The 23,952-nt window shown below is 69.2% G+C and carries 23 protein-coding genes and 2 pseudogenes; 6 read left to right on the forward strand and 19 right to left on the reverse strand.

The features are described from left to right. Positions 1–7: 7 nt before the first annotated feature. Positions 8–3,310, forward strand: coding sequence for a BTAD domain-containing putative transcriptional regulator (locus QM714_RS02085; RefSeq protein WP_415097137.1), 3,303 nt, complete (start codon positions 8–10; stop codon positions 3,308–3,310). A 94-nt stretch (positions 3,311–3,404) separates the two neighbouring features. Here the strand turns inward: QM714_RS02085 and QM714_RS02090 are convergent, their stop codons facing one another. The 8 genes from QM714_RS02090 to QM714_RS02125 form a co-directional block, all read right to left on the reverse strand. Next, a complete protein-coding gene (locus QM714_RS02090; RefSeq protein ID WP_415097139.1) occupies positions 3,405–4,142 on the reverse strand; it encodes a hemerythrin domain-containing protein in 738 nt (245 codons plus the stop codon). 47 nt (positions 4,143–4,189) lie between these two features. After that, a complete protein-coding gene (locus tag QM714_RS02095; protein ID WP_415097141.1) occupies positions 4,190–6,313 on the reverse strand; it encodes an MMPL family transporter in 2,124 nt (707 codons plus the stop codon). 108 nt (positions 6,314–6,421) lie between these two features. Continuing rightward, on the reverse strand, positions 6,422–6,946 hold the full coding sequence (locus tag QM714_RS02100; protein ID WP_415097143.1) for a glycine cleavage system protein R: 525 nt from the start codon (positions 6,944–6,946) through the stop codon (positions 6,422–6,424). 11 nt (positions 6,947–6,957) lie between these two features. Continuing rightward, the gene (locus QM714_RS02105; protein ID WP_415097145.1) at positions 6,958–8,277 is read right to left on the reverse strand and encodes an ABC transporter ATP-binding protein; all 1,320 of its coding nucleotides are present in this window, start codon (positions 8,275–8,277) and stop codon (positions 6,958–6,960) included. Further along, positions 8,261–9,352 (reverse strand): ABC transporter ATP-binding protein, encoded by a 1,092-nt coding sequence (locus QM714_RS02110; protein WP_415097147.1) that lies wholly within the window; start codon positions 9,350–9,352, stop codon positions 8,261–8,263. The genes QM714_RS02105 and QM714_RS02110 overlap by 17 nt, the downstream gene beginning before the upstream one ends. Continuing rightward, a complete protein-coding gene (locus QM714_RS02115; RefSeq protein ID WP_415097149.1) occupies positions 9,349–10,299 on the reverse strand; it encodes an ABC transporter permease in 951 nt (316 codons plus the stop codon). Before QM714_RS02115 ends, QM714_RS02110 begins: the two co-directional genes overlap by 4 nt. Before the next feature lies 1 nt (position 10,300). After that, positions 10,301–11,329: an ABC transporter permease gene (locus QM714_RS02120; RefSeq protein ID WP_415097151.1), complete on the reverse strand. Its 1,029-nt coding sequence runs from the start codon at positions 11,327–11,329 to the stop codon at positions 10,301–10,303. A 125-nt stretch (positions 11,330–11,454) separates the two neighbouring features. Further along, positions 11,455–13,098, reverse strand: coding sequence for an ABC transporter substrate-binding protein (locus tag QM714_RS02125; RefSeq protein ID WP_415097153.1), 1,644 nt, complete (start codon positions 13,096–13,098; stop codon positions 11,455–11,457). 216 nt (positions 13,099–13,314) lie between these two features. Here QM714_RS02125 and QM714_RS02130 point away from each other — a divergent pair, with 216 nt between their 5' ends. Then, positions 13,315–14,004 (forward strand): aspartate/glutamate racemase family protein, encoded by a 690-nt coding sequence (locus QM714_RS02130; RefSeq protein WP_415097155.1) that lies wholly within the window; start codon positions 13,315–13,317, stop codon positions 14,002–14,004. A 4-nt stretch (positions 14,005–14,008) separates the two neighbouring features. Here QM714_RS02130 and QM714_RS02135 read toward each other — a convergent pair whose 3' ends face one another. Next, positions 14,009–14,305: a HigA family addiction module antitoxin gene (locus QM714_RS02135; protein WP_415097157.1), complete on the reverse strand. Its 297-nt coding sequence runs from the start codon at positions 14,303–14,305 to the stop codon at positions 14,009–14,011. 87 nt (positions 14,306–14,392) lie between these two features. After that, positions 14,393–14,599: a type II toxin-antitoxin system RelE/ParE family toxin gene (locus tag QM714_RS02140; protein ID WP_415097159.1), complete on the reverse strand. Its 207-nt coding sequence runs from the start codon at positions 14,597–14,599 to the stop codon at positions 14,393–14,395. A 181-nt stretch (positions 14,600–14,780) separates the two neighbouring features. Between QM714_RS02140 and QM714_RS02145 the strand changes: the two genes are divergently transcribed. Then, the gene (locus QM714_RS02145; protein WP_415097161.1) at positions 14,781–16,181 is read left to right on the forward strand and encodes an IS1380 family transposase; all 1,401 of its coding nucleotides are present in this window, start codon (positions 14,781–14,783) and stop codon (positions 16,179–16,181) included. A 312-nt stretch (positions 16,182–16,493) separates the two neighbouring features. Here the strand turns inward: QM714_RS02145 and QM714_RS02150 are convergent, their stop codons facing one another. The 5 genes and pseudogenes from QM714_RS02150 to QM714_RS02170 all read right to left on the reverse strand — a co-directional run bounded on the left by QM714_RS02150 (position 16,494) and on the right by QM714_RS02170 (position 19,254). After that, positions 16,494–16,610 (reverse strand): DUF1778 domain-containing protein, encoded by a 117-nt coding sequence (locus QM714_RS02150; protein WP_415100943.1) that lies wholly within the window; start codon positions 16,608–16,610, stop codon positions 16,494–16,496. Positions 16,611–16,738: 128 nt separating this feature from the next. After that, positions 16,739–17,224: pseudogene (locus QM714_RS02155) on the reverse strand (nucleotidyltransferase domain-containing protein); the annotation flags it as partial. 160 nt (positions 17,225–17,384) lie between these two features. Next, positions 17,385–17,957: a 5'/3'-nucleotidase SurE gene (locus QM714_RS02160; protein ID WP_415100945.1), complete on the reverse strand. Its 573-nt coding sequence runs from the start codon at positions 17,955–17,957 to the stop codon at positions 17,385–17,387. Positions 17,958–17,982: 25 nt separating this feature from the next. Then, positions 17,983–18,462 (reverse strand): annotated as a pseudogene (locus QM714_RS02165) (5'/3'-nucleotidase SurE); the annotation flags it as partial. Positions 18,463–18,603: 141 nt separating this feature from the next. Next, positions 18,604–19,254 (reverse strand): response regulator, encoded by a 651-nt coding sequence (locus QM714_RS02170; protein WP_415097163.1) that lies wholly within the window; start codon positions 19,252–19,254, stop codon positions 18,604–18,606. Between QM714_RS02170 and QM714_RS02175 the strand changes: the two genes are divergently transcribed. From QM714_RS02175 to QM714_RS02185, 3 genes are all read left to right on the forward strand, one after another. Then, positions 19,253–19,489, forward strand: a complete 237-nt coding sequence (locus QM714_RS02175; protein ID WP_415097165.1) for a hypothetical protein — start codon at positions 19,253–19,255, stop codon at positions 19,487–19,489. The genes QM714_RS02170 and QM714_RS02175 overlap by 2 nt on opposite strands. Next, positions 19,489–19,647, forward strand: coding sequence for a response regulator transcription factor (locus QM714_RS02180; RefSeq protein ID WP_415097167.1), 159 nt, complete (start codon positions 19,489–19,491; stop codon positions 19,645–19,647). Before QM714_RS02175 ends, QM714_RS02180 begins: the two co-directional genes overlap by 1 nt. 107 nt (positions 19,648–19,754) lie before the next feature. Then, positions 19,755–20,966 carry an MFS transporter gene (locus QM714_RS02185; RefSeq protein WP_415097169.1) on the forward strand — a complete coding sequence of 404 codons (1,212 nt, stop codon included), beginning with the start codon at positions 19,755–19,757 and terminating at the stop codon, positions 20,964–20,966. A 7-nt stretch (positions 20,967–20,973) separates the two neighbouring features. On the opposite strand, the gene QM714_RS02190 is transcribed toward QM714_RS02185, so the two are convergent. The 4 genes from QM714_RS02190 to QM714_RS02205 all read right to left on the reverse strand — a co-directional run bounded on the left by QM714_RS02190 (position 20,974) and on the right by QM714_RS02205 (position 23,913). Next, the gene (locus QM714_RS02190) at positions 20,974–21,585 is read right to left on the reverse strand and encodes a hypothetical protein (RefSeq protein ID WP_415097171.1); all 612 of its coding nucleotides are present in this window, start codon (positions 21,583–21,585) and stop codon (positions 20,974–20,976) included. After that, positions 21,582–22,925: an MFS transporter gene (locus QM714_RS02195; protein WP_415097173.1), complete on the reverse strand. Its 1,344-nt coding sequence runs from the start codon at positions 22,923–22,925 to the stop codon at positions 21,582–21,584. Before QM714_RS02195 ends, QM714_RS02190 begins: the two co-directional genes overlap by 4 nt. Positions 22,926–22,994: 69 nt before the next feature. Then, positions 22,995–23,219: a hypothetical protein gene (locus QM714_RS02200; RefSeq protein WP_415097175.1), complete on the reverse strand. Its 225-nt coding sequence runs from the start codon at positions 23,217–23,219 to the stop codon at positions 22,995–22,997. Between the two features lie 217 nt (positions 23,220–23,436). After that, positions 23,437–23,913: a MarR family winged helix-turn-helix transcriptional regulator gene (locus tag QM714_RS02205; protein WP_415097177.1), complete on the reverse strand. Its 477-nt coding sequence runs from the start codon at positions 23,911–23,913 to the stop codon at positions 23,437–23,439. Positions 23,914–23,952 lie beyond the last annotated feature (39 nt).

Here is a 23,952-nt window from a genome sequence, read left to right on the forward strand (position 1 = left end):
GACCGCCATGCGGGTCAGTGTGCTGGGACCGACCCTGGTCGCTGGCTCTGCCGGGCCGATCGCGTTGCCCGCTGCCAAGCACCGGGCGCTGATCGGCGCGCTGGCCCTGCGGAGCGGCCGTCCGGTGCCCGCCGACACTCTGGTCGCCGCGCTCTGGGGAGACGACGCGCCGGCCAGCGCGCTCGGGTCGCTGCAGTCCTACGTGTCCGTCGTACGCCGTGCGCTCGAGCCCGAGCTGCCCGCGCGGCACCCGTCGTCCTATCTCGCGAGCAGTGATCTCGGCTATCAGCTCACCGTGCCCGACGATGCGGTCGACGCCGCCGTCTTCACCCGCGTCGTCAACCAGGCACACGCTGCACTGGGCGCGCTCACCACCGCAGCCGTCCCCGCGGCGACCGACCCGGCGGCGATTGCCGAGATCGTGACCACGCTCGACGAGGCGCTGGCGCTGTGGCGGGCCGAGCCCTATGCCGATGTCGTCGGCGACCTGGCGGCACCGGAGCGTGCCCGCCTGCACGACCTGCGGCTGCTGGCCCTCGAGGATCGGGCGACCGCCCTGGTGGCGACCGGCCGCGATGCCGAGGCGATCGGCGAGTTGGAGGCTCTCACCACCGAGCACCCGTTGCGCGAGCGCCTCTGGGTGCTGCTCGCGACCGCGCTGGCGAGGTCTGGTCGGCAGGCCGACGCTCTGGCCGCCATCGCCCGGCTGCGTGCCACGCTGGACGAGGAGCTCGGCATCGACCCGTCGGCCGACGTGCACGACCTGCAGACCGCGATCCTGCGACAGGAGGTCAGTCCCGTCGCTACCGTGACCGTCGAGCGGCCGCCAGGAGGCGGGCTGCGGCTACCGGTCCCGGACTGGCCGATGGTCGGTCGCGAGGCGGAGGCCGCGACCCTCGACGACGCACTCACCCGGGCGATGCAGGGCGAGCAGGTCTTCGTCGCCCTGGTCGGTGAGCCGGGTGTCGGCAAGTCGCGGCTCTCGCTCGAGCTCGGCCGGGAGGCCACCGCTCAGGGAGCCCGGGTGCTGGTCGGTCGCTGCGCGCAGGGCGAGGACGCCCCGCCACTGTGGCCGTGGAGTGAGGCTCTCGGCCGCCAGTTGGTGACCTCGTCGTCCACAGACCACGATGCCGAGCGCTTCCGGGTCGCGGAGGAGGTGCGCCACGAGTTGGGCGGCGACACGCCGACCGTCCTCTTCCTCGAGGACCTGCACTGGGCCGATGCCAGCTCCTTGCGCGTGCTCCGTCATGTGGTCTCTCGCGCCGACCACGGTGGGCTGCTTGTCGTCGCGACCTGGCGGCCCGCTGAGGAGGACGGCCTGAGCGACGTGGTGGAGGCGCTCGCGCGTCGCCACGCCAACCGCATCGAGCTGGTCGGGCTGACCGAGGCGGCGACGATCAGTCTGGTCGAGGCCATCACCGGCACCGAGCTGGCCCCGGACACCGCCAACGCGGCCCGGGCACGCACCGAGGGCAACCCGTTCTTCCTCATCGAGTATGCGAGGCTCGCCCGTGACAACCAGGTGCCCCTCGCGGACGTGCTCGGCGAGACGCCGCGGAGCATCGCCGACGTGGTCAACCGGCGCATCAGCCAGCTGCCGAAGCCGACCGTCGAGGCCATCACCGCCGGAGCAGCGATCGGCCGGGAGTTCGAGCTCGACCTCCTCGCGCTGGCGCTCGACGCCGACGAGGCACGGACACTCGACCTGATCGAGCCCGCGCTCGACAGCGAGCTCATCCAGGATCTGGGTGCCGACCGCTTCCGGTTCAGTCACGCACTCGTCCGCGACACGGCGTACGCCGACCTCGCGCCGTCGCGGCGCGAGCGGATGCATGCGCGGCTGGCAGAGCTGGTCGCGGAGGCGCCGGGTCGGTCGATGCGTGCCTCCGAGATCGCCCGGCACTGGGCTGCCGCGGGGGAGCGGAGGATGCGAGAGGCCTGGCACGCGGCCGCGAATGCCGGCGAAGTGGCGATGGCCGCCCACGCTCCGGAACAAGCGGTGCGCCACTACGCCTCCGCGCTGGAGATGGTGGACCGCGACCAGACGGCCAGCGAGCACGAGCGCTACGACCTGCTGGTCGGCTACGCCGATGCCTGTCGCTGGAGCACCCGCCTGCTGGAAGCGGTCGACGCGGTCGACGAGGCGATCGCCATCGCCGGCCGACTCGCTGACCCGGAGCTGGTCGTGCGCGCCGCGCGCGTGCTCGCACGCGGATCGATCTGGCCGTGGCGCCTCTACGGCATGGTCAGCGAGCCGGTGGTGCGAGTGATGCGCGATGCACTGGCCCAGCTCCCGAGTGATGACTCCGCAGTGCGGTGCCGGCTGATGGCAGGTCTGGGCAGAGAGCTCGTCTACACCGGTGACTGGCGGGAGATCGAGGCTCTGGTCGAGGAGGCGATCGCGGCCGCGCGGCGCCTGGGTGATCCGGAGCTGCTGGTGGAGGTGCTGCTGGCCGGCTACTGCACGGTGTGGCGACGCGCTGCCAACGCCCGACAGATCGTGTGGTCGCAGGAGGCGATCGAGCTCGCCCGGGAGCACGGCTTCGAGCGGGAGCAGGTGACGGCGACGTTCTTGCACCGGGTCGCTCGGTGCACGGCGGGGGACCTGACCGGGGCCTACGAGGAGTTGATGGGCATCGCGGACGAGGCCCAGCGGCACCGCCTCTACTTCGTGGAGATGGCGACCCGCTCCCTGCACAGCTCCCTCGCGGTGCTCAAGGACGACCGAGCCGCCATCGCCGCTGATGCCGCGCGGCTGATGGAGCTAGATGACCTCATCTCCGTGGCGAACAAGGCCGACGCGATCCAGGGAGCGCTGCTCTACCCCTTGTTGTTCGACGACTCACCGCCGCCGCACACCGAGGCCATCGGCCTCCTCGACGTGGCCAACGTGCCGGTCGCGGCCGCGGTGGTGATGATGTTCCTGCGCAAGGGCCGACCGGAGGAGGCGCGCGCCTTCTGGGAGACGATCCCGCAGACGCCGGAGGCGGACAACTGGTACGCCGAGGCGCACCAGACGACGCTGGCGGAGATTGCTCTCGGCCTTGGCCTTCGTGACCTCGGTGCCCAGGTCTACGAGATGCTGTTGCCTGGCCGTGGCGGACTGGTGGTGGCCGGCTCCGGGCCGGCGTACGGCCCGGTCGAGGCCTCGCTCGCCCTCGCCGCGGCCGCGGCAGGTGAGCGGGAGATCGCCCGGGCCCACGCGGATGTCGCGCTGACGCTCCTCGAGGAGTGGGAGCTCCCTGCGGCCGCCCGACTCTTCGTCGACCTGCTCGACCGCCACGGCATCACAACAGCGGCCCCGGGCTGACCCGTCTGCCGCGGTGCTGTGGTGGCTGAGGGCCCGATATCCGAGGCACTCACCCACTACAAGACCGCGGCAGACGCAGGAAGACCGCGGCAGACTAGGCCATCCCGAAGCGGAAGGCGGCCCGCTCCTGGCGACGGAAGCGGCCACGGGTGAGCCACAGCAGGACCCGCATCGGCAGCCCCGCCTCGCGCAGCACGTGCTCCCGGGCGTCGGCCGGCAGGTCTTCGGCCAGCCACGGGACGATGAAGCCGAGCCCGACCGACATGCCGGCGCTCGCATCCTTGTGGAGCACTTCGAACTCGGTCGGGGTCAGGTGGTGCTGCACGATCACCAGCGCGTCGGTCTCCTCGTGCGCCAGGTGACGCCCCAGGGAGTCGCGCGCGGCTGAGATGCGGACCACCAGGGCGGCCCGACGGTCGGCGGCGTCGCTGGGCAGGGTGTCGCCGGAGAGAGGGGCGAGCCCCGCGCCCACCGAGGCGAGGAGAGGGTCGATCTCGTCGTGCTCGGCCTCCATCGCGTCGAGGTGCTCCCGGTCCGCGTCGGTGCCGCGCTCCCGCAGCACCGGCCAGATCTCGTCGTCCTCGACGGTGTGGTGGTGATGCAGGATCTCGCCGAACCGCTCCCAGCGGAGGGCGATCGCCTGCCAGGTCGCCCGCTCGGTCATCGGTGTGTGCGTGATCGCCGCGACGAAGCGCTGCAGATCCCGGCGGAACGCGTGATGCATCAGATACATGATCGTCAGGTCGACCGGTCCCTCCGGCGCGGCGGCCTGGCCGGGCAGCCGGAGCTGCTTCACCGGCGCCGGCCCGGTCTCGGAGGTGGATGTGGACATGTTCTTCTCCTCTGTGTTCATGGGTTGATAGGTAGGTCGTGAGCGGGTCAGATCGAGATCAGCTCGTCCTCGACCGGCTCCTCGATTGACGGCGGGGTGCGGTCGTTCGACCGACCGGGCACCCACCAGTTCCAGCGCCCGAGCAGCGTCATGGTGGCCGGCACCAGCACCAGCCGGACCAAGGTGGCGTCGAGGGCGATCGCGGCGGCCATGCCGACACCGACCATCTTCACCACGACGTTCGCCTCGGTGGCGAAGCCGAGGAACACCGCGACCATGATCGCCGCGGCGATCGAGATCACCCGAGCGGTCGAGGCGAGGCCGCGCACGACCGATCCGTGGGCGTCACCGGTTTCCAGCCAGTCCTCGCGGACGGCCGAGAGCAGGAACACCTCGTAGTCCATCGAGAGCCCGAACAGGACGGCGAACATCAAGATCGGGACCCAGCTGGACACCGCGACGGTGTGGTCCATGCCGAGCAGGGACAGCCCCCAGCCGTGCTGGAAGACGAGTGTCATCACGCCGTACGCCGCGCCGATGGACAGCAGGTTCATCGCCGCCGCCTTGATCGCGACCACGGGCGCCCTGAGCAGCACCGTCAAGAGCAGCACCGAGACGAGCACGACGAAGCCGATGACGACCCAGAGCCGGTCGGCGAGCATGTCGGAGATGTCGGCCAGGATCGGCACATAGCCGGTGACCTCGACCCCGTGTGGCAGCAGGTCAGCGCGGAGCCCGTCGAGCAGGTCGGTCGTCGCGACCTCACCGGGCCCGGTCGTGGGCTCGATGTCCCACACGGCCAGCGCACCGTCCGGCGACGAGGTGACCGGCGTGCTGGTGGCGACACCCTGGTGGTCGGCGAGTTCCTGGTGGAGCGAGGCGACCTCGTCGTCGGTCAGCGCGGAGCGGTCGACCACGATGGTGAGGGGAGCGTTTGCTCCCGGGCCGAAGGCGTCGGCCACTAGGTCGTGCGCGCGTCGCAGCGTCGAGCTGGTCGGGGCGTCGGCGTCGTTCTGCGGCCAGGTCCGCATGCCCAGCGCGGGCGCCGCGATGGCGACCAGGATGGTCAGCGAGAGGGCGGCCCAAGCGAGCGGGCGACGAGAGATCCGCTGGGCCCAGCGGGCGGCCCAGGGGCTCTTCGCGGCCCGCGGGCCACCGACAGACTGACCGGACCGCAGGCGACGGCGCTCCTTGCGGGGGAGCAGACGACAGCCGGCCTTCGCGGCCATAGCCGGGACCAGGGTAAGGGACGCGAGCATCACCGCGACGACGGTCAGCGCGGTGGCGACACCGAACGCGTCGAAGGTCGGCAGCTTGGCCAGCTTCAGCCCGAGCAGCGAGACCAGCACCGTCAGCCCGGCACCGAACACCGACCGGCCAGCAGTGGCCGTCGCGCGTGCGGCGGCCTCGACCGGGTCCAGCCCCGATCGCAGTCCCTCGATCTGCCGGGTGACCAGCAGCAGCGAGTAGTCGATGCCCACTCCGAGCCCAACCATGGTGGCGACCGTCGGTGTCATACCCGACACGTCGACGATCCCGGCGAGGACGGTGACCAGCGACGAGCCGACGGCGAGTCCGATCACGGCGGTCAGCAAGGGCAGTCCCGCGGCCAGCATCGACGCGAAGGCGATCACCAGCAGGGCCAGCGCTACAACGACGCCGATGACCTCGCCACGACCCTCCATGGTGGTGGCGGTGCCGGGCAGCTCACCGCCGTACTCCACCTGGACACCGGCGTCGCGCGCGGCGCTGGTGGCGCCCTTCAGCGGTGCGATGTCCTCGTAGAGGTCCGGGTCGGTGGTCGGGACGTCGTAGCGCACGTAGATCAGCGCGGTCTGGCCGTCCTCGGCGAGGCGCGGCGTCACGCTGATGACGTGGTCGAGGGTCCCGATCTCGGCGACGGTCGAGTCGACCAGCGCGGGGTCGAGTGCACCGTCGTCGTGCAAGACGACCTGGGCGGACGAGCCGCCGGAGGCCGGGAAGTGCGCGCGCAGCTGCTCGACCCCCGCCTGGGCGCGGGCATCCGGGACGTCCCAGTTCTCCTGGAGCGCGCCTCCGAAGGTGGCGGCCGTGACGGCGCTGACGGTCACGGCGAGCACCCAGGCCGACAGGGTGCGCCAGGGGTGGAGCGCGGTGGCGCGTCCCAGCCGATGGAGGAAGGTGGTGGACATGGTGGTGTCTCCTTGGTGAGCGTGGGTGTCGTTCACCGCACACGCTCGACCACGGCGCTCCAGCCACACTTGAGCCGGACTTGAGTCCGGCCTCGGGGAAGAGGAGGGTCAGCTGCCTTCGTGCAGGTCCAGGTCGACCATCAGCTCGTTGGCGAGCGCCTCGAGCGCGGACCGCAGGGCTGTGGTGTCCGCGCTGTCGGGTACGACGGCGACGGCGTCGGCCTCGAACAGCGTGCCGCCGGCCATCGGCGCCTCGACCACCTGGGTGCTCAGCTCCTCCAGGTTGACGCCGTGCCGGGCCAGGAGCGCCGACACCTCGGCCACGATGCCCGGTCGGTCGGCCCCGACCAGATGCAGGGACATCCGGTGCCCCTCCGTCGACGCCGGCGGCGCCTCACCCGACCGTTCGACGCTCACCCGAAGCCCTTGGCTACCCAGCGCCTCGACCCCGCTGACCAGCGCATCGACCTGTGCCGACGGCACGTCGATCTCGACGATGCCGGCGAAGGTCCCGGCCAGGTGGGCCATCTGGCTGCGCTCCCAGCTCCCGCCCCGTTCGGTGATCAGCTGGGACACCGCCGAGACCAGCCCGGCTCGATCCGTCCCCAGCAGCGTCAGCACCACGGTCGCCATGGGACCGCAGCCTAGGGCTCCGGCGCACCCTCGGGATAGAGGATGCAGGCGACCTCGGCCCCGCCGGCTCGACGCAGCGCGGGGGAGTCGGCGGGTTGGAACTGCACCTCGACGCCGTTGCCGGCCGGCTCGATGTCGGTGACCCCCTTCCAGAGCGGCTCGTCGGGTTTCTCCGCGCGGATCCGGTCCAGCAGGGCACGGACCTCCCCGGAGCCGCCGCTGCCGAGCTTGGCCGTGGTCGACGGGGTGTCGAGGCTGTCCAGGTCGCCGATCAGCGCCACCTCGTCGTCGTACGCCTCGACCTTGCGGGTCCAGTGCTCCTCTAGCAGCGCCCGCAGGTCGCGGGACTCCCAGCCGCAGCCGGCGATCGCTTCCGGACAGCGCGGGTGGAAGGCGCAGCCCAGCGGTGGCACGGCAGCGTCGGGGATCTCGCCGCGGGGCAGGTCACGAGGCACCTGCTTCTCCGGGTCCGGCTCGGGGATCGCCTTGAGGAGCGCCTTGGTGTAGGGGTGACGCGGGTTGGCGAAGATCTCGTCGGTCGCGCCGATCTCCACCACCCGGCCGAGATACATGATCGCGATCCGGTCGCAGAAGTACTTCGCGGTCGCGAGGTCGTGGGTGATGTAGACGTAGGTCAGGCCGAGGTCGTTCTTGAGGTCGAGCATCAGCTGGAGGATCTTCGCCCGCACGCTCATGTCGAGCATGGACACCGGCTCGTCGGCCACCAACACCTCGGGCTGGAGGATGATCGCCCGCGCGATGACGGCACGCTGCTTCTGGCCGCCGGAGAGGTCGGAGGGGTACTTGCCGAGGAAGCGCTCGACCGGGGCCAGCCCGACCCGTTCCAACGCCGCCGAGACGCGCTCTCTCAACTCCGCGCCGGTCGCGATGCCGTGGATCACCAGGGGGTGTCCGACGGCCTCCTCGATGGTCATCGACGGGTTCAGCGCCGCGTGCGGGTCCTGGAAGACCATCTGCAGGTCGGTGCGCAGCCGGCGCAGCTCGGCACCGCGCATCTCGGAGACGAGCCGGTCGCCCCGCTCCCGTCCGTGGTAGGTGATCGAGCCGCCGGTCGTGGGCACCAGGCCGAGCAGCGCCCGACCGAGGGTGGTCTTGCCGCTGCCGGACTCGCCGACCAACCCGAGCACCTCACCGCGGTGCAGGGTCAGCGTGACGCCGTCGACCGCCTTGACGCTGCGCGCCCTCAGGCCGAGCAGCCGGGACAGCGCACCGCCCTGGAGCTGGAAGTGCACTGCCAGGTCATCGACGTCCAGGACACTCTGGTGAGGGACGGCCGACACGGCGGTCTCCTGCTCATGCTTCGTCGGCAACGGCGATCTCCTCCCGAGGCAGCGGCTCGAGCTCGGCCGGGAGTACGTCGCCCAGCAGTGCTTCGCGGGCATCGGCGGCCCAGCAGGAGGCCAGGCTGCCGCCGGGGTGCACCCGCGTGATCGGGTGGCGGCTGGCGCAGATCTTCATCGCATCGGGGCAGCGGGGGTGGAAGTGGCAGCCCGGGGGCGGCTCGACCAGGTCCGGTGGCGCACCGTCGATGTAGTTGAGGCCGGTGGTGGACAGCGAGATCGTCGAGCGCAGCAGCTCTCGCGTGTAGGGATGCTGGGGGCGCGCGAACACCTCCCGGGCGTCACCGATCTCCACGATCTCGCCGGCATACATCACCGCCACCCGGTCGCACGCCTCGGCGACGATGCCCAGGTTGTGGGTGATCAGCAGCAGCGCGGTGCGGTAGTTGGCCCGCAGGTCGTGCAGGATCCGGATGATCTGCGCCTCGACGAGGACGTCGAGGGCGGTGGTGGGCTCGTCAGCAACCACGAAGGCGGGTCGCAGGACGAGGGTGAGCGCGATCATCAGCCGCTGCCGCATCCCGCCGGAGAACTCGTGTGGGTAGGCGTGGAACCGGGTGGGTGGGATGCCCATCACCCGCAGCGACTCCAACGATCGGCGCTCGATCTCGGCCTTGCCGATCGACTTGTCGTGGGTTTTCAGCGTCTCGGAGAAGTGCTCGCTGATCCGCATCAGCGGGTTCAGCCGGGTCAGTGGCTCCTGAAAGATCATGCCCAGGTCGCGCCCGCGCATGGCGTGCTGCTCCTTGGGCTTGAGGGCGAGCATGTCGGTGCCCTGGAACCGCAGCGTGCCGTCGCGGTTGCTGCCGTCGGGGAGCAGCCCGATCAGGCCGCGGCCCAGCGTCGACTTGCCACAGCCCGACTCGCCCACGACGCCGAGGATCTCTCCCTCAGCGAGGTCGAAGCTGACTCCGTCGACCGCGCGCACTGGTCCGCGCTCGGTGCCGTACCAGACCCTCAGGTCGCGCACTTCGAGCACCGGCTTGTCCGGCACGCCCGGCTCGGTGACCTGCCCGTCGACGAGGTCGACCGTTGGACTGTTCACTTCGCCGCCTCCGCCATCTCGGGATCGGTCGGGGTCGCCTTCGCGGGGAACCTCACGGGCAGCAGCCGGCGCCGTCTCAAGGCGGGGTTCAGGGTCTCGTTGAGGCCCTCGCCGACCAAGGTCAGCGCCGTGATCAGCAAGATGATCGCCAGGCCCGGCCACAGCGCCGGCCACCACACGCCCGCCTGCGCGTCGTCGAGGGCTCGGCTGAGGTCATAGCCCCACTCGGAGGCTTCCGTCGGCTGGATGCCGAGGCCCAGGAAGCCGAGCGCGGCCAGGGTGCCCAGTGCGTCGGCCGCGTTGAGGGTGCCGAGCACCGGCACTGACTGCACGACGTTGCCGAAGAGGTACTTGCGCATGATCGTGGTCGGCTTGGCGCCGATCGCGCGCGCGGCTTCGACGTACGTCGCCTCGCGCGCCGACACCGTGGTGCTGCGCACGACGCGGTAGTACTGCGGGACGTAGATCGCTGCCAGCGCGAGGGCGACCGCCATGATGCTGCCGCCGAGCGCGTCGCGGAGCAGGAACGCGAAGATGATCGCCAGCAGCAGCGACGGGATCGTGTAGAGCGCGTCCATCACGAAGACCAGCAGCCGGTCCATCCAACCGCCGACGAAGCCGGACACCAGACCGAGCGGCACACCGATCACCCCGGCCACCAGCACGGAGATCACGACCACCTCGAGCGCGGTCCGTGCCCCCCAGACCACGCGGGAGAAGATGTCGAAGAACTGGTCGTTGGTGCCGAGCCAGTGCGTGCCCGAAGGCGACTGGAGCTTGGGGAACTTCACACCCGCGGCATCACGAGTCTGGTTGAAGTCGAACGGAGCGATCCACGGCGCGAAGATCGCGAAGGCAACGAAGACGACGGTGATCACCACACCGACGAGGAGGATCCACCGGGCCAGACCCTTGGTGTTCCAGATCGTGGAGAGGAACTTGCGCACGTCAGTACCTCACTCTCGGGTCGACCAGCGCGTTCAAGATGTCGACGAGCACACTGACGATGACCACGATCAGGGCGAAGAACGTCACCAGTCCTTGCAGCGCGATGTAGTCGCGGGCGGTGATGTACTGGATCAGCTCGGTGCCCAGGCCCGGCCAATTGAAGGTGCGCTCGGTGAGCACGGCGCCGCCGAGGGTCAGCGCGACCTGTAGGCCGATCACGGTGATGACGGGGACGAGCGCGTTGCGGAAGGCATGGCGCCGCACGACCCTGCGCTCCGGGATGCCGCGCGCCCGGGCCGCCTCGACATAGTCGCCCTTCATCGCCTGGATCACGTTGATCCGGACCAGCCGGATGATGACGCCGGAGAGCAGCAGGCCCAGGGTGAAGCAGGGCAGGACGTGGTGCTTCAGCACGTCGACCAGGGCGTCACTGTTGCCGGACAGGACGGCGTCGAGCAACAGGATGTGGGTCTTGGGTGGGACGGTGAACTTGGTGATCGGCGAGGCGATGTCATAGGTGGGCCAGCCGGGGAATACCTTGACCACCAGCAGCACCAGCATGATGCCGACCCAGAAGATCGGCGCGGCGTAGGTGACCACGCCGAAGATGCGGATGGCGGCATCCGTGCCGCTGTCGCGGTAGCGCCCGGCGAGGCGGCCCAGGGGGAGTCCGATCAGCAGCGCGAAGAGGAACGCGCCGAGGGTGAGGGTGAGGGTGGCGCCACCCTGTTCCCGGATCACGTCGAGCACCGGGCGGTTGTCGGAGATGGTGTGGCCGAAGTCGAAGCGGGCCACGTCGCCGAGATAGTCGAAGTACTGCACGATCAGGGGCCGGTTCAGGCCGAGCGCGGCACGGCGTACGTCGAGGGCGTGCTCGTCGAGTCGGCCACCGAACGCCGCGCTGACCGGGTCTCCCGGCGCCACGCGGAGCAGGAAGAAGATGACGGTGAGGACGACCCACATCATCGGGATGACGAGGAGAAGGCGGATCACCAGGTAGCGGGAGAGTGATCCCGAGCCTGAGCTCACGCGGAGACCTCCTGGTTCTTCGGACCTGCTGGCATTGAACAGGATCGGGGGAGGGCACCGCACCGTAAGGCGGGTGCCCTCCCCCGATCAGGGTCGTGCTGGTGGCTGGACCAACGGTCGGCCGGTCAGCCGTTCTTGCTGATCATCCAGAACCGGAAGATGTAGGTCGGGTCCAGGGTGTCCAAGACCCCCTCCATCGAGGAGTTCGCCACCGCCACGTTCTGACCGTTCCACGACGGGATCAACGGGACGTCCTCGGCGACGATGTCTTGGAGTTGCCCGATCTCGTCCGCACGAGCGTCCGGGTCGGTCTCACCGATCTCCTGGTCGAGGAGCTTGTTGACCTTGTCGCTGGAGTAGCCGTTGGCGAAGAACCCACCGTCCCGCACGAACGGCGACAGGTAGTTGTCGGCGTCCAGGAAGTCGGGGTACCAGCCGAGCATGAAGAGGTCGTAGGCGCCCTCCTTGTAGACCGTCTGGTACTCCTCCCACGCGGCGTCGTCCACGGTGGCGTCGAACAGGCCGCTGGAGTTCAGCTGGTCGGCGAGCTCGTTGGCCTCGTCGACGGCGTTGGGACCGTAGTGCTCCGGCGGGTAGCCGAGCTTGATCTTGACCGGGGTCTGCACGCCCGCGGCGTCGAGGATCTTCTTGGCGGCGTCGACGTTCGGCTCGCCGTACTTCTCCTTGAAGGAGTCCTTCTGGCCGGCGAAGCCGGGCGGGACGATGGAGTACGCCGGCGTGACGCTGCCGTCGTAGGCGTTGTCGGAGATGGCCTGCCGGTCGATCAGCTGGGCCACGGACTGCCGGATCGCCTTGTTCTTGCCCACGTCGGTCGAGAACTGCCACACCCAGTAGCGGAACTCCGAGCCCTTGCCGCGGATCACCTCGGCCTTGCCGCCCTTCTCGATCGAGTTCAGGTCGGTCGGGCTGAGCGTGCGCCAGGCGATGTCGACCTCACCGGACTCGACGGCGGTCTTGAGCGGTGCCGGGTCGTTGAAGTACTGCACGAACACCTGGCTGCTCTGCGGCGTCTTGTCGCCGGTGTAGTTGTCGTTGGCCTCGAAGACCGCCTGCTCACCGGCCTTGTACTGGCTGAGCACGAACGGGCCGGAGCCGATCATGTTGTCGGTGTCGTCGTCGGCCAGCTTGTCGTCGGCGGGGAAGGTGTCCTCGTCGACGATCGAGGTGGTGGCCGAGGTCAGCACCTGCATGAAGGTCTGGTCCGGCTGGTTGAGGTGGAAGACCACCGTGGTGTCGTCGGGCGTGTCGATCGCGCCGTCGGCCAGGGTGGGCTTCTTGTCGTCGCCGTTGCTGATCGAGCCGAGTAGCACGGCCGAGCCGTTGGGATCGTTGATCTCGATGTTGCGCTTGAACGAGAACAGCACGTCGGAGGAGGTGAGCTCGTCTCCGTTGGAGAACTTCAGCCCCTCCTTGAGCTTGCAGGTGATGGTCTGCGGGTCGTCGTAGGAGCAGTCCGCGGCGTCGGGCTCCGGGTCGGTGCCGCCCGCGGGCACCGTCATCAACTGCTGGAAGATGTTGTATTGGATGTTCCACGAGCCGAAGTCGTAGGAGCCGGCCGGGTCGACCGACGTCACGGCGTCCGTGGTGCCGAGGATCCACGGGGCCCCGGTCGCCGCGCCTCCGCTCTCGTCGCCGCTGCCCTTGTTGTCACCGCTATCGGATCCGCCGCACGCCGCGAGCGCGCCGACGAGAGCACCCGTGGCGAGGACGCCGAGCGCACGTTTGCGCCAGAGACTGTTGACCTTCATCTCACCCCTCCGGATCGTTGACCCGGCCGTCTCGCCGGGTCGGTTCCGCCGGGCAACTTACTCGCGCCGGACGCCCGGGGTCCATGCAGAGCGGCCCGTTCGATGGTCGCGATCCGACAACGATTTCGTGTCGGTCGGGCTTTGTGCCGGAAGAGTTGTCGTCCTCGGGCCCGTTCGGGGGGCTGGCTCCCGCGCGGCCTCTCCTAGACTCGCCGGGTGCGGAAGATCGGCCTGCTCGGCGGGATGAGCTGGGAGAGCTCGGAGCTCTACTACCGGCTGATCAACGAGGGCGTGCGGGAGCGACTGGGCGGCTTCCACTCGGCCCGATGTGTGATGGCCTCGGTCGACTTCGCGGAGATCGAGGCGTTGCAGGTGGCTGGCCGTTGGGAGGAGGCCGGGACGGTCCTCGCCGCCGAGGCCCGTGCGCTGGAGGCGGCGGGAGCAGAGTGTCTGGTGCTCTGCACGAACACCATGCACATCGTGGCCGAGCAGATCGAGCGAGTCATCGCGATGCCGCTGATCCATCTGGCCGACGTCACCGCCGAGGCGGTCAAGCGCGCAGGGTTGAGCACGGTCGCCCTGCTCGGCACGAGGTTCACCATGGAGCAGGCGTTCTATCGCGATCGGGTCCGTTCACACGGGGTCGACGTGCTCGTGCCGGACGAGCCGGACCGGACTTCGATCCACGACATCATCTATGACGAGCTCGTGCTGGGTGTGGTGCGTGAGGAGTCTCGGGTGGTCTATCAGGAGGCGATCGCCAGGCTGGTCGCTTGTGGTGCCGGGGGAGTCGTCCTCGGGTGCACCGAGATCGAGCTCCTCGTCGGCCAAGCCGACGCGACCGTCCCCGTCTTCCCCACCACCCGCCTGCACGCGGAGGCCGCTGTGGACTTCGCGCTGCGGTGAGGATTCAGCCCGCGACCAGCCTGGTCACCTCGGCCAACTCGTCGCCGCGCCTGTCGCGTTCCACCTCGAGGTCGTAGTCGGTCTGGATGTTGATCCAGAATCGGTCGTCGACGCCGAGTGCCTTGGACAAGCGCAGGGCGGTGTCGATGGTGATGGCGCGCTTGCCACGGACGATCTCGCTGATGCGGGTCTGGGGGAGCCCGGTTGCCTGGGCGAGGCGATACTGCGTGATGCCGAGGGGCTCCAAGAACTCGGTCAGCAGGATCTCCCCGGGGGTGATCGGCTCATGGGCCTTCTTCATGGTGATCGTCCTTGGCGCTAGTGGTAATCGGTGATCTCCACGTCGGTCGGGCCGATGTCGGTCCAGACAAAGCAGATCCGGTACTGATCATTGACACGAATGGAGTGCTGACCGCCCACCAACTAGTTTCTCCAAGCGGTTGCCGGGCGGCACCCGCAGGCTGTTCAGTTCAGAGGCCGCGTTCAGGAGACGCAACTTCTTCTGCGCGGCTCGTTGCAGGTCGGGTCCGAGAGATCGGACGTGTTCGCGGTTCCAGACCTTCTCGGTATCAGTGTTCTTGAAGGCCTGGATCACTGCATACCCTAACGTACAACGATAGTATCGGCAAACAGAACAACTCCGTGCGCAGAGTTAACCCGGATCGTTCACGACGCGGCGGCGTGATCGGCGCGTAGAAACACCGAAGTGCCTGCTGTGCAGGGGAAACTTGGACTTGCGACGGTTCAAGTAGTCCCAGCAGAGAGGCACTCGGTAGGTGAAGCGTACTTCGTGGTCGACGGGTCTGTCCGTCACCGGTGATGGAGTCGGCGTGGTGGCCCACGCGGGCAGCGTCGCGACCCGGCTGTTGGGCGACCGGACAGGGCTGACGTCTGAGTTGTCCAAGGCGATGACCCGTTCCAGGTTCAACCCCGGTCACGACCGTGGCCGGGTGCTGGCTGATGTCGCGGTGATGCTTGCTGATGGCGGTGAGGCGATCGCTGACATCGACGTGCTGCGTCACCAGGCCGGTGTGCTCGGTCCGGTCGCCTCGGCGCCGACGGTGTGGCGAACACTGAAGGTGGTCACGCCCGGACGGTTGAAGAAGATCGCGGCCGCCCGTGCCCGGGTCCGCCGCCACGTGTGGTCTCAACTGCCCGACGGCCTGCCCGCATCCAAGGTCGCCGGCACTGACCTCGGTGACGTCGTGGTGCTCGACATCGACGCCACGGTTGTGATCACGCACAGTGAGAAGGAGAACGCTGCGGCGACGTTCAAGCGGACCTTCGGGTTCCACCCGATCGGGGTGTGGTGCGACAACACCACCGAGTTCCTCGCCGCCAAGCTTCGTGCCGGGAACGCTGGCTCGAACACTACGACGGATCACATCGAGGTGCTGACCGACGCGATCGCTCAGGTTCCCGGCACCCACCGCAAGAGGTTGCTGATCCGCTCTGATGGTGCTGGTGCGTCTCACGGGCTGTTGGACTGGCTCACCGAACAGGGTCAGGTCCGTGGCCGTAGCGTGGAGTACTCCGTGGGGTTCGCGATCACCGAGAAGCTCCGCAACGCCATCGACCTGGTCCCGGAGAAGATCTGGGCCCCGGCATCCGATGCCGACGGCAGTGTCCGTGAGGGCGGCGACGTCGCCGAACTCACCGGCCTCATCGACAAGTCCGTGATGGCGAAGTGGCCGACCGCGATGCGGGTCATCGTCCGCCGCGAACGCCCGCATCCGGGCGCGCAGCTGTCGCTGTTCGAGGAACGCGACGGCTGGCGCTACCAAGCCTTCGTCACCAACACCACGACCGGCCAGCTCGCGTTCCTCGAAGCCCGACACCGTGCCCACGCCAGGGTCGAGGACCGGATCCGGCACGCCAAGGACAGTGGTCTGGGCCGGTTCCCATCGCGGGAGTTCGACATCAACCAGGCATGGCTCACGCTCGTCCAGATCGCCGCCGACCTCACCGCCTGGACACGGCTGCTCGCCTTGACCGGCGACGCCACGATCCTCGCGGCGTGTGAGCCCAAAGCGCTGCGCTACCGCTTCCTGCACGTGCCAGCACGACTCACCCACGGTGCTCGTCGACGACGGCTTCGGATCCCTGAATCGTGGCCCTGGGCGGCCGCGATCGTCGCGGTCTTCGCCAACATCGCCGCGATCCCACAACCGGTCTGACCGACCGTCCGCCCACGACATCACCACCCGGAGAACCGCAGCCCGGCAGCGCCAGCCGGCCCAGCGTCGTGCCCACCGACCTTCATCTCGTCACCTCACGCAGCCACACCGTCGTCGCCAGCCTCATGAAAGACCGGGGTTAACCAACCGGTGACGGTCCGCGTGGTTCACCGTCGCGAGTGGTCCGTCCCCACGATCTCAGCCTTCTTCGGCAAGCGCGACGGGTGCGGCTCGGGGTGTGGATATCGAGCGTGGCGAAGTTGTGACTACCTGGCCCTTCGGGCTGCCTCGGTGACGACGGCATTCAGGGACTCACTCAGCCCAAGCGGCAGATTCGTCGAGGAGCTCGACGAGTTCGGGGAGACACTTGGCTGGTTGATCGAGGATCGCGGTGAACTCTGCCCACGCAGCGTCGTCGAGTCTGAACACGCGGCGGTCGGCCGCCGAGGTTTCCCTGCAACGACTGGCGTCATGCGTGGCGGCATCCGACCGACCAATGCGATGCCGTCGCGCAGGATTTCGGCGACAACGGGCTCGTCGTCCACAGCGTGTTCGGTGAGCTGCCCCGGCGCGAAGTGGAGGACGTCGCAGTTGTTGCCGAGGCGGGAGTGCACGCGCTCCTGCAAGTCGGCCCGACCCGCCCAGTCGTCAGGTGCGACCACGGCTAGGTCGACATCGCTGTCGGCGCGTGCCTCGCCGCGAGCGACGGAGCCGAACACGATGATGGTCTCCGCGTCGGGCGCCTCCTCTCGGACGACGCGAGCCAGCATGTCGAGCGGACTGGCCAGGGCGCGAAGGGACGCGACTGCGTCGTGCTCGTTGTTGACCTGATGAACGCCAGCGCGGCCGACGGTCGTGGTGGTGGTGATCCCGATCTGCTCGAGATCCCGCAGCGCTTGCTGGACAGCACCGAGGCTGTGGTGATCGCCCACGAGGGCATGGACCCCTCTCCCGGTGAGTGGGGTGCCGGTCCGCAGGAGTGCCGCAAGCACCGCTCCGCGTGCTCCGGGCATCAATCCGCCGAAGGACTCGCCAAAGTTCATATGACTAGAATAGCGATCATATGACCAGATAGATATTCATTCACAGGTCGGCTGGTCTGGTGCCAGCAGCTCTCCGGGCGGTGTCGCACCGGGTGGTCCGACCGGAGCCGGACCACCCGATGCGACGCGCGCCTACAACTGCACAGGTCGGTCGCTGCGATCAGCGCATGAGCTGGCCGCTCTGCACGGCGCGCCGCAACGGCTTGTCCTGCCCGGTCATCAGCGTGCGGTCACGGGTGAGCGCGGTCATCGTGATCTTCCCGGCGAACAGCGCGGTGCTGTCGGCGTCCTTGCGCGGCTCGGTGATGCAGTGTGCGGCGGGGCAGACCGCCCAGCCGATCGTGAAGGACAGCGATCCCGACTCGGTCGGCGTGTAGGTGTGCACGCCGAACGTGCCGAGTCCGACGCGGGTCCACACGGGGCGCCCCGGGTCGTTGCCGTTGGTGACGTCGGGGTAGTTGACGTTGACGACGTACGCATTGGTCAGTAGCCGCTTCTTGACCAGCTTGCCGATCAACTGGGCACCGAAGTCCGCCGCGGCGACGTAGGTCGGCCTGGTCACCGTGTCGGAGACCGCCTCGACGTGTCCGGACAAGGCGACTGCGGGCACGCCGTTGTCGATGGCCGCGATGGCGGCAGCCACGGTGCCGGAGTCGTTGATCGACGCGCTCACGTTGGGGCCCGAGTTGATCCCGCTGACCACCAGATCTGGTGGGCTCTGCCAGCCGACCAGCGATTTCGAGGCCGTCGTGCAGCGCGAACTTCACCGTGTCCGCGGGAGTGGCGCTCGGCGTGTCTGAGGTGCACGTCGTGCCTCGGCACAGGCCGAAGACCGCGCCCTGGGAGGGTGCGCCGCTGCAGTCGTTCTCGTAGCCGGACGGGAGCGTCGTTCGCTGCGACGCGGTCAGCACGCCGCTATTGGTGACCGAGCCGCCCGCCCCGCTCATGTAGCCCCACGGAGCGACCACGACCACATCGGCGCCCGCTGCGCACAGTGACTTGCGGATGTCGTAGAGCCCGATGCCGTCCTTGCCGTTCTCGCGCGCGGCCTGCATGGAGTCGTCGTTGGAGAGCAGGATCCGCAGACCTGCCAAGGGTGGCCCATGCTGTTTCGCTCTTGCCTTAGCCGCTGGCGTGGTGGTCGTGCCGCTGTGTTCACCGATGGCCGGCGCTACGGTGGCGGTGATTGCCGTGAGGACGACGGTCGCCGCAAGACCGAGCTGCAGGATTCTTCTCATCGAACTCCTCCTTGGACGCGCCCGTCCAGTCTCCCAGTGAGACAGAGGGTCGCGGGCACGCGCTCTCACCCTCTTGGGGTCGCCCCATCTCCGGCAACCGCTCTGTCGCGGTTTTGGGACGCTGGCCTCTCCACGCCTCTTCTATCCGTGCGGCCGCTCGCCCAGTCCCGCGTCCCGGGCCCTGGCGATCGCCTCGGCTCGGCTGGCGAACTGCAACTTGTCGAGGATCGCGCTCACGTTGTTGGCGACGGTCTTGGGTGAGAGGAACAGCTCGGCGCCGATCTCCGGGTTGGTGAGGCCTGCGGCGACACCGTCGAGGATCTCGCGCTCGCGGTCGGTGAGCCCGGGGAAGGGGAGCTCCGGCTTCGACGGGGCGCGGCCGAACCAGGTCTGCATGCGCTTGGTGAACGCCGCTCCGAACACCGCCTGACCCGCCGCGGCCGCACGCACCGCGGCCACGATGTCGGCGCCGTCGGCGCCCTTGAGCAGATAGCCGACGGCACCCGCCTCGACAGCGGCGAACACGGTGTCGTCATCCTCGAACATCGTGAGCACGACGACGGCGGTGTCGGGCGCGGTCTGACTGATCCGGGCGGTGGCGTCGATCCCGTGCAAGCCGGGCATCTGCAGGTCCGTCAAGATCACGTCGGGCCGGTGATCGACGCACAGCCGCACGGCGTCAGCACCGTTGTCGGCCTCGCCGACGACGACCAGGTCGTCGGTCGCGTCCAGCACGGCCCGGAGGCCCTGCCGGACGAGCGGGTGATCGTCCGCGATCACAATCATCGTCATGTCGTGGCCTTCCCCACCGGGAAGGTCACGCGGACGCGTCCCCCCGATTCTGCTGGCCCGGCGTCGAAGGTGCCGCCGAGCTCCTCGGCTCGTTCCCGCGGTCACCTCGGTCGCCTGGGGCGACACCCACCTCGGTCGCGACATCGCCGGCCAGCTCTCCTCGCTGGTCCACCGACAGACAGTGGAGCTGCCGTTCCCCGACCTGACCAGCGCGAGCGAGCGGTCCTCCAGCTGATGGCCCAGGGCCGGGCCAACGGTGAGATCGCCCGGGACCTGTTCTTGACCACCAAGACTGTGCAGAACTACGTCAGCCGCATCTTCGTCAAGCTCGGTGTCTCCGAGCGACCCCAGGCGATCATCGCTGCCCGGGAGGCAGGGCTCCACCTCCCGTAGCCCGGCCGCATGTCCGGGAGAGCGACCTGGCGGCTCCTATCTGTCGAGCTCCGGTGCTGCGCCGCGCCTGAGCAGGCCTGAGCGGGCCCGAGCAGGAAGGAGCAGGCATGCGTGTCCACGTCGTGCGCCACCTCGCTGGCTATGCCCTCGCTGCGCTCGCTGTCTCGCTGCCGTGGCCACTGCTGATGGTGATGGCCTGGGACCACAGCGGCGGCGGGAGCCGGGGCGCCTGGGCGCTGGGTCTGACCGGGACGGCCCGGATGGTGCCCTACATCGCGCTGTCGTGGGCGGTGGGACGCCTCGGCGACCGGGTACGCCGCGACCGTCTGGTCGTCGCGACTCTCGCCCTTCGAGTGGCTTGTCTGGCCGTCGTGGCAGTGGCGGTCGCCCAGGGCCGGGTCTGGGTCGCGGTGTCCGCCGCCTGCCTGGCCGTCGCCTGCGGCACGCCCGCCTATCCGGCCATCGCCGCGGCGATGCCCGCCCTGGCGCGCAGTGCCGGTCTGGATGCCCGCCGCGCCACCGACGTACTGGTCACCGTGGAGGCCGGTGCATGGGTGGTCGGTCCTGCGCTGGGTGGGCTCTTGTTGTGGCCGGCGACACGGGGCTGGGTGCCCACCGTGGCGGCTCTCTTGACGCTGGCATCGCTGGCGTTCGTGCTGGGTCTGGAGCTGGCGGGGCCAGGAGACTCGGGTGACCGAGCGCCCGGCGCCGGCCTGATGGCGAGCGTGCGCCGCCAGCCGTCGGTGCTGCGTGCGCTGGCCGTCGTTGGGTTGGTCAATGTGGCGCTCTCGGCGCTGGCGGTGATCTTGCTTCCCCTCTCTCGTGAGGTGTGGCGGCACGGCGAGTCCGGCTTCGGTGCCGCCACCGCGTGCCTGGGGTTCGGCGCGCTGGCCGCGCCGCTGCTCGGCTGGGTGGTCGCCGATCCGGCACCGCGGCGGATCCTGGCCCTGCTGATCATGGCCACCTCGATCTGCTCCCTCGGCTGGTGGGCCGGACCCGGGCCCGCGCTGCCGCTGTTGGCGGTGGTTGGTGCGTGCATCGTGGTCGTCGAGTCCACCGTCACTCAGACCATCCAGGAGCAGATGCACGCGCGCCATCTCGCGGGCGCACTCGGGATCGCCGACAGCGTGATGGTGTCGGGTGCGTTCGTCGGGACCGTGCTGGCACCTGCCCTGGTGTCCTCGCTGGGTCCGCGCGTCGCGGCCGTGATCGTGGCGGCTGGTTGTCTGGCGACCGCAGTGGCGAGCGGCCTTCCCCACGCGGTCGTTGCTCGCGACGTCAGGACTGACGCGAAAGCCGAGGCTGCTTCGATCCCGTGACGGCGCCTTACAGCAGGTCGCGCACCCTGGCGACGAGGGAGTCCTTGACCGCCTGGGTGGTCGCCTCGGTGATCTGCCGGTTGAGGTCGTCCTGGTCCTGCACGTTCGCCAGGAGCGAGCGCAGGTCGAGGTTGTCGATCGTGCGCAGGAGCACGTCGTCGGTCTTCAGCGCCGCGTCTATGACCGAGTCCGGGAGCACGCGGATGGCGGCCGCGAGCAGCGGGTCGAGGTCGGTGGCCGCGAGCGCGTCGTCGACCAGGTCGGAGGCGGGCGGAAGGGTGCCGTCGTCCTTCATCTGCTGGACGGCATCGCGGAGGCCCTCGCGCAGTGCGTCGACCTCGGCGTCGGTCTGCAGACCGCTCTGCGCCAGCTCGAGCGTGAGCGCCTCGCGGCTGACGTGCAGTCGGCAGGCGGTCTTGTCGAGCCCGATCATGACGAGCTGCTCGGTGAGTCCGTCGATGCCGTCGACCTGCGAGGTGACGTCACGGTGGACACAGGGGTCGGCGGTCGCCTTCGGCGCGAACGATCCGCCGCCGTTGGCCGCCTGGACGCCCAGCACGCCGACGACGAGCAGCACTGCGGTGACGGGCAGTCCGATCCAGCGAGGCACGGCGGTCATCGGGTCCGCCTCCAGTCGGGTGCGGTCACGGTGAGCAGGGCGAGCAGCGCGAGCGCGGCACCGATGAGGAAGGAGTCGCGGAACGCCCAGGTGGCAGCGCGCTCCACCTGCTCGTTGAGGTCACGCTCCAACTGATCGGCGGCGGGTTGCTCGGCAGGATCGAGGTCCAACGACGCGAAGGCACTGTGCAGATCCGGGACCTGACGCTGCTGGTCCGACAGCACCCGGCCGAGCGCCTCGGCAACGGCGATCTTGTCCTCCGGCGGCAGCGGCGCATCGAGCACCAGCGACGTGATCGCCTCCTGGGCGGGCTCCTGGGCGTCCATCAGGTCGGCGGTGAAGACCGGCGTCAGGATCGCCAGCCCCAGCACCACGCCGAGGTGGCGCGCGCTGATCGTCCAGGCTGCGTGGCTCGCCCGCGGCAACCGCAGCTCGATCGCGTGGAAGGTGAGCTGGTCGAGGGTCAGGCCGAGCCCGAGGCCGACCAGGACCTGCGGCGCGACGGTCCAGGCCAAGTCGGCCGAGGGTGGGATCGCGAGGGCGACGAGGCCGCCGGTGATGAGGAAGCAGCCGACGGCGACCTCGACGACGTGCGGAGGTTGCCAGACCCGGGCGAGTGGCCGCGCCGCGAGCGCCGCGATGGGCACCACCGACACGGTCAGCGCAGCCACCGCGGGGGAGCGGCCCCAGCCTTGGACGAGGAGCAGCACGACCAGGAAAAGCGCTGCGGTGAGCGCGGCGGAGAGCAGCGCGAGGGTGATGTTGGCGCGTACGGCGGGACGGTGCCGATCTGGTGGCGTGACGTGCTCCGCCCGCACACTGAGCGCCGCCGGCACGGCCAGGATGGCGAACGGCACCTGCACGACGAAGATGGACTGCCAGGAGATCGCCTGGGTGAGGATGCCGCCGGCGACCGGTCCGATCGCGGTGCCGATCACCCCGGCCGTGATCCAGGTCGCGACGCCCCGGCGCTCGCCGTACTCCTCGACCAGCAGCTCGAGGCAGCCGACCAGTGCCAGCGCTCCACCGACCGCCTGCACGCACCGCGCCACGATGAGCACCTCGATCGAGTCGGCCAGGGCGCACCACGCCGACGAGCCGGCGAAGACCGCGATCCCGAGCGCGGTGAAGAGGGGCGGACGCACCTTCGGCAGGATCGCTGCCGTGGGCACTGCGCCCAGACCCAGGACCAGGTTGAACGCGATCAGCACCCAGGCGACCTGGCCGACCGTCGCGTCCAGGTGGATCAGGATGTCGGGCAGCGCGAGGGTGACGATCGCCGAGTCCGCGAGCACCAGTGCCACGGTGACGGCAAGGAGCAGACCCACGGCGCGACGCACGGGGTCATCCTCGCAGTGAAGACCATCAGGCACGAGCGCGGCTGCGGGATTGGCCAACATCGACTGCGTTCATCGGGAACCATTTCTCGCCGTCGCTGCGACAGTGATGTCATGACCATCCCGACGGACGCGGCGCTGGTGGCCGCGGTAGCCGACGGGGACGCCGGGGCGCTTCGTGAGCTCCACGACCGGCACGGCCCGTGGCTGCACGCTCGGCTGATGCGGCGGTGCAACGATCCGGAGGTCCTCGTCATCGACCATGTTCGGGTCGGCGTCATTGTCGATCTGGATCACTGCTGCGCCTCCTCTAGGATGCCTTCCTTGTGCAGTTCTGCCAGTTCGCGTAGTCGGTCAGTCAGACCGCCGCACCGCCACCGCGCTCTAGCGGCGGTTGACACGGTGTAGCGCTTGACGGCGACGTGCCTGTGGCTATCCACGAGGAATGCCCGCTCCCTCGGATGGGCGTCAGCACAAGCCTGCTCGAAGACGCGGTACTTGAGCCGATAGAGAGCTACGGTCGCGTGCTGACCTGTCCTGCGGGGTGACTACTGGTCAGGGCATGCGCGTACGCCTCGACGAACTCGCTCAAGAGAGCGGGAAAGGTGATGCGCTGTTCGGGAGGTAGCGCTGCCAGCGCCTTGTCGAGTAGGCCGAGGTTCCAGGCGGCGTCTTCACTGAAGAGCTGTGCGCCATGTTCGGTGACCTCGATCTGGTAGACCGAGCATCCCGGGGCGCGGAACCGCCGTACCAGTCCCGCTTCGAGGGCCGTGTTCACCTGCCGGTTGACGGTGGATTGCTCCAGTCCGAGGTGGTCGGCAACGTCGCGCAGTGTCATCGGATCGCCCTGAGCGAGCAGCCACATTAGCCGAAGCTCAGCGCGGCCCAGCGTCGAAGCGACCTCGACCTCGCGCCGCGTCTGCTCGTATCGACCCAGCGCCGTCGCCAGAGTCCAGGCGGGTGTCTGGGTGAAGGCTGTCATCGAAGTCATGGGGTTCGTTTCTCCCCTCCGCTACTTGTATGTAGCATA

The organism is Nocardioides sp. (assembly GCF_047602075.1).
Classification (GTDB): Bacteria; Actinomycetota; Actinomycetes; order Propionibacteriales; family Nocardioidaceae; genus Nocardioides.

Coding starts and splice junctions, on each gene's coding strand:
- QM714_RS02085 (WP_415097137.1), top strand. CDS start 8: ATGCGGGTCAGTGTGCTGGGACCGACCCTGGTCGCTGGCTCTGCCGGG.
- QM714_RS02205 (WP_415097177.1), bottom strand. CDS start 23,913: ATGACTTCGATGACAGCCTTCACCCAGACACCCGCCTGGACTCTGGCG.
- QM714_RS02090 (WP_415097139.1), bottom strand. CDS start 4,142: ATGTCCACATCCACCTCCGAGACCGGGCCGGCGCCGGTGAAGCAGCTC.
- QM714_RS02180 (WP_415097167.1), top strand. CDS start 19,489: ATGGCCCAGGGCCGGGCCAACGGTGAGATCGCCCGGGACCTGTTCTTG.
- QM714_RS02175 (WP_415097165.1), top strand. CDS start 19,253: ATGTCGTGGCCTTCCCCACCGGGAAGGTCACGCGGACGCGTCCCCCCG.
- QM714_RS02170 (WP_415097163.1), bottom strand. CDS start 19,254: ATGACGATGATTGTGATCGCGGACGATCACCCGCTCGTCCGGCAGGGC.
- QM714_RS02190 (WP_415097171.1), bottom strand. CDS start 21,585: ATGACCGCCGTGCCTCGCTGGATCGGACTGCCCGTCACCGCAGTGCTG.
- QM714_RS02100 (WP_415097143.1), bottom strand. CDS start 6,946: ATGGCGACCGTGGTGCTGACGCTGCTGGGGACGGATCGAGCCGGGCTG.
- QM714_RS02135 (WP_415097157.1), bottom strand. CDS start 14,305: ATGAAGAAGGCCCATGAGCCGATCACCCCCGGGGAGATCCTGCTGACC.
- QM714_RS02185 (WP_415097169.1), top strand. CDS start 19,755: ATGCGTGTCCACGTCGTGCGCCACCTCGCTGGCTATGCCCTCGCTGCG.
- QM714_RS02125 (WP_415097153.1), bottom strand. CDS start 13,098: ATGAAGGTCAACAGTCTCTGGCGCAAACGTGCGCTCGGCGTCCTCGCC.
- QM714_RS02095 (WP_415097141.1), bottom strand. CDS start 6,313: ATGTCCACCACCTTCCTCCATCGGCTGGGACGCGCCACCGCGCTCCAC.